The organism is Lentiprolixibacter sp., from assembly GCF_982873095.1.
In genome coordinates, this window is record NZ_CEYNTP010000119.1 from 4,535 (window position 1) to 8,298 (window position 3,764).

The 3,764-nt window shown below is 46.3% G+C and carries 2 protein-coding genes; both read left to right on the forward strand.

Annotation, left to right across the window (positions count from 1 at the left end; all coding sequences use genetic code 11):
- The first annotated feature begins 5 nt into the window (after positions 1-5).
- Positions 6-2,477 (forward strand): DUF5686 and carboxypeptidase-like regulatory domain-containing protein, encoded by a 2,472-nt coding sequence (locus tag AC4E7D_RS08390; RefSeq protein WP_490173358.1) that lies wholly within the window; start codon positions 6-8, stop codon positions 2,475-2,477.
- Between the two features lie 130 nt (positions 2,478-2,607).
- On the forward strand, positions 2,608-3,764 hold a 1,157-nt coding region (locus AC4E7D_RS08395), incomplete at its 3' end, for a sodium/proton-translocating pyrophosphatase (RefSeq protein WP_490173357.1).

Below are 3,764 nucleotides of genomic sequence, written 5' to 3' on the forward strand. Positions count from 1 at the left end.
CCTGTATTTTTCTGCTGCTGTCCCTGGCAACCCACGCCCAGACGAAGGTAAGTGGAAGGGTTTTGGATACTTCAGGCGAGCCGGTGGCCTATGCGAATGTACTTTTTAAGAATTCTACTGAGGGTACCATAACCAATGAAGACGGTAGGTTCTATCTGGAATCTGATGAAAACTACACATTACTTTCGGTTTCTTTTATCGGATATTCCCCGATGGAGGTGGAATTAAAACAGAGGGTCACCTACAACCTGGAAGTGGTACTGGCCGAGGGAGAGCAGCTGGATGAGGTAGTGGTGTATGTAGGGAAGCAGTCCAAAAAGAACAACCCGGCCATTGACCTTCTAAAAAAGATCTGGGCCAACAAACGAGTGAACGGCCTGCGTAAATTCCGCCAATATCAGTACGATAAATACGAAAAAATAGAATTTGACCTGAATACGATTGACAGTGCGCTTATGAAAAGCCGCATGTTCAAGGGGCTGGAGTTCGTGTTTGCAGACCTGGATACCTCACGCATAACCGGAAAAACCTACCTTCCGCTTTTTCTTAACGAGACCTTTTCTCAAGTGTATGGAGACAACGATCTGAATCTCGAAAAAGAGGAGGTCCGAGGGAGTAAGAATTCCGGCTTCAGTAACAACCAGGCCATTATTGGTTTTGTAGATGACCTTTATTCGGATTACGATATCTATGATAATTATATCAAATTGGTAGATAAGAGTTTTACCAGCCCCCTGTCCCGGACCGGTATCAATACCTATAACTATGTCCTGGCTGACAGTGCTTATATCGACAACAAATGGTGCTATCAGATCATTTATTACCCCAGGCGAAAGAATGAACTGACCTTTAAGGGGGATTTTTGGGTGAATGATTCTACCTATGCCGTAAAGAAGATCGATCTGGAGGTCACCAAAAGCGCGAATATCAACTGGGTAAAGGAAATTTACATTCAGCAGGAATTTGAAGTGGTCAGTGATTCGGTCTTCCTCCTCAAACGGGATTACCTTATGAGCGATTTTAGTTTTAGCAAAAAAGAGGAATCCAAAGGGGTATACGGGAAACGGACAACGGTATATGATAACTATATATTTGACCAAAAAAGGCCTGAGGCCTTTTATAAAAAGGTGTCAGACCCCTTTAACCCATTGATCTTTCAGCGCGATAGCACCTTTTGGAAGAACAACCGGCTCGAATCCCTGAACAAGGATGAGCAGGGCATCTATACCCTGCTGGATACCCTGAAAACGGTGCCCAAATTCAAAACCTACTACAATCTGGTGAGTATCCTGGGGTCAGGATACATAGAGATCGACAAGTGGAATTTAGATATAGGGGATATTTACAGCACCTTTGGCTTTAATGATGCGGAAGGTATTCGCTTGCGTGGTGGTGCGCGGACCTACTTTGGGCAGAACGATCCCTGGAGACTGGAAGGATATATGGCCTACGGATTTTCTGACAAGAAGTTCAAACACGGATTTTCTGCGAAATGGTTGCTGGATCGAAAAAGCCGTTTGATCATTTCCGGGGGTAACCGCAGGGATATTGAACAGTTGGGGCTCAGTTTAACGGCAACCAATGACGTGCTGGGCAGAAGTGTGGCCTCTTCCTCCGTCCTTACAGTGGGGAATAACGACCGGCTCACCAATATTAATCTCAGTACCATCTCTATGGAAGCTGAACCCCTGCAAAATTTACGCATTCGTTTTGGGGGCTCTTTCCGTACCCTGAGTTCTGCCCTACCGGAGGCGTTTAACCTGGACTATGTGGACCCGGGATCCCCCACTGGGATTGCTTCCGAAGTCAGGCAATTCGACCTCATTACCACCCTAATCTACACCCCTGGGAAACGCACCATTGGCTATGGCGTGGAGCGCAGGGATATCAACGAAAACTACAGTACCCTTTTGCTCAATTATACCCAGGGGGTACAGGGCTTCCTACAGAGCGATTTCAACTATGAGAAAATACAATTCTCCTACACCCAACCCTGGCAATTGGGAGGTTTTGGGAGGTTACTGAGTTCTGTGGAGATCGGGAAGACCTTTGGTGCTGTGCCTTTGGGATTGTTGAACGTGGTTCCGGGTAACCAAACCTTATTTTCCATTTACAATACCTTTCCTAACCTTGATTTTTACGAATTCGTAACCGATACCTATGTTTCTGCCCATTTTGAACATAATTTCAACGGGCGGCTGTTTTCGAGAATCCCGCTGCTGCGCAATTTAAACCTTCGGGAAATTGTAGGACTCCGAGGGGTTTGGGGGGAGCTCTCGGACGAAAATATCGCCCTGAGCAGTCCAACTAATATCCCATTGCAGGCACCGGATGATAAGATATACTGGGAATACTCCCTGGGGGTAGGAAATATTTTCAAGATTTTCCGGATTGACTTTAATTTCAGGGGAAACTACCTGGAGAATCCGGATGCCAGACCCTTCAGTGTTACTGGCACATTTGGTTTTAATTTCTAAGGTTTTCCACCACTACAGGCAGTGTGCGTTCATGTAATGAAAAGCGTTGGAAACACTGCATTTATTCCTTTTTTATTCTAATCCATTTCACTACTTTTGCAGCCGTTTTAAACCATAAATAACTAAACAAATGGAAATACTCGTAGACTATCTTTGGGCCTTTGGAATTTTAGCCCTGCTCTTTGTCTGGATTAAAAATATCTGGGTGTCCAAACAAGCTGTTGGAGATGAGAAAATGGCCAGGATTGCCAAGAACATCGCCGATGGTGCTATGTCCTTTCTTAAAGCCGAATACCGTGTACTTGCTGTTTTTGTGCTTGCTGTTGCCGTCCTTTTATACTTTAAAGGAGAGAGTGAAGCGGGTTCAAATGGCATGGTGGCCATATCCTTTGTGGTAGGGGCCATCTGCTCAGCGCTTGCAGGTTTTATCGGGATGCGCGTAGCTACTAAGGCCAACGTAAGGACCACCAATGCTGCCCGGAATTCCCTTGGAAAAGCCCTGGAAGTAGCTTTTGCCGGGGGCTCTGTAATGGGTCTTGGTGTAGTAGGTCTGGGAGTATTGGGGCTTAGCAGCCTCTTTATGATATACAGTGGACAAGGCTGGGAAATCGCTGAGGTACTCAATGTGCTCTCTGGTTTCTCTCTGGGAGCTTCTTCTATTGCCCTGTTTGCCCGTGTAGGTGGAGGAATTTACACCAAGGCAGCTGATGTTGGGGCCGACCTGGTTGGTAAAGTGGAGGCCGGTATTCCGGAAGACCACCCGTTGAACCCGGCTACCATTGCAGATAACGTAGGGGATAATGTAGGGGATGTTGCCGGTATGGGAGCCGACCTTTTTGAGTCTTACGTAGGCTCTATTATTGGTACTATGGTCCTTGGAGCTACATTTGTCACTATGCCTGAGTTTGCAGCATCCTTTGACGGACTCGGGGCCGTGTATCTGCCATTAGCCCTGGCCGCTGCAGGTATTGTAATGTCTATTATCGGAACCTTCTTTGTAAAGGTAAAAGAGGGAGGTTCTCCGCATAAAGCTTTAAATATAGGTGAGTTTGGTTCGGCCGGACTCATGTTGGTTGTTTCTTATTTCCTAATCCAGTATATGCTACCTGAAAGTTGGGTAGAAGGAGGAAAGACTTTTAACTCAATGGGTGTTTTCTGGGCTACCATTGCCGGACTTGTAGCAGGTCTGCTCGTAGGGAAAGTCACCGAATACTACACCGGTACGGGAACCAAACCCGTAAGTGGAATCGTAAGGCAATCCGAAACCGGATCTGCCACGAACATTAT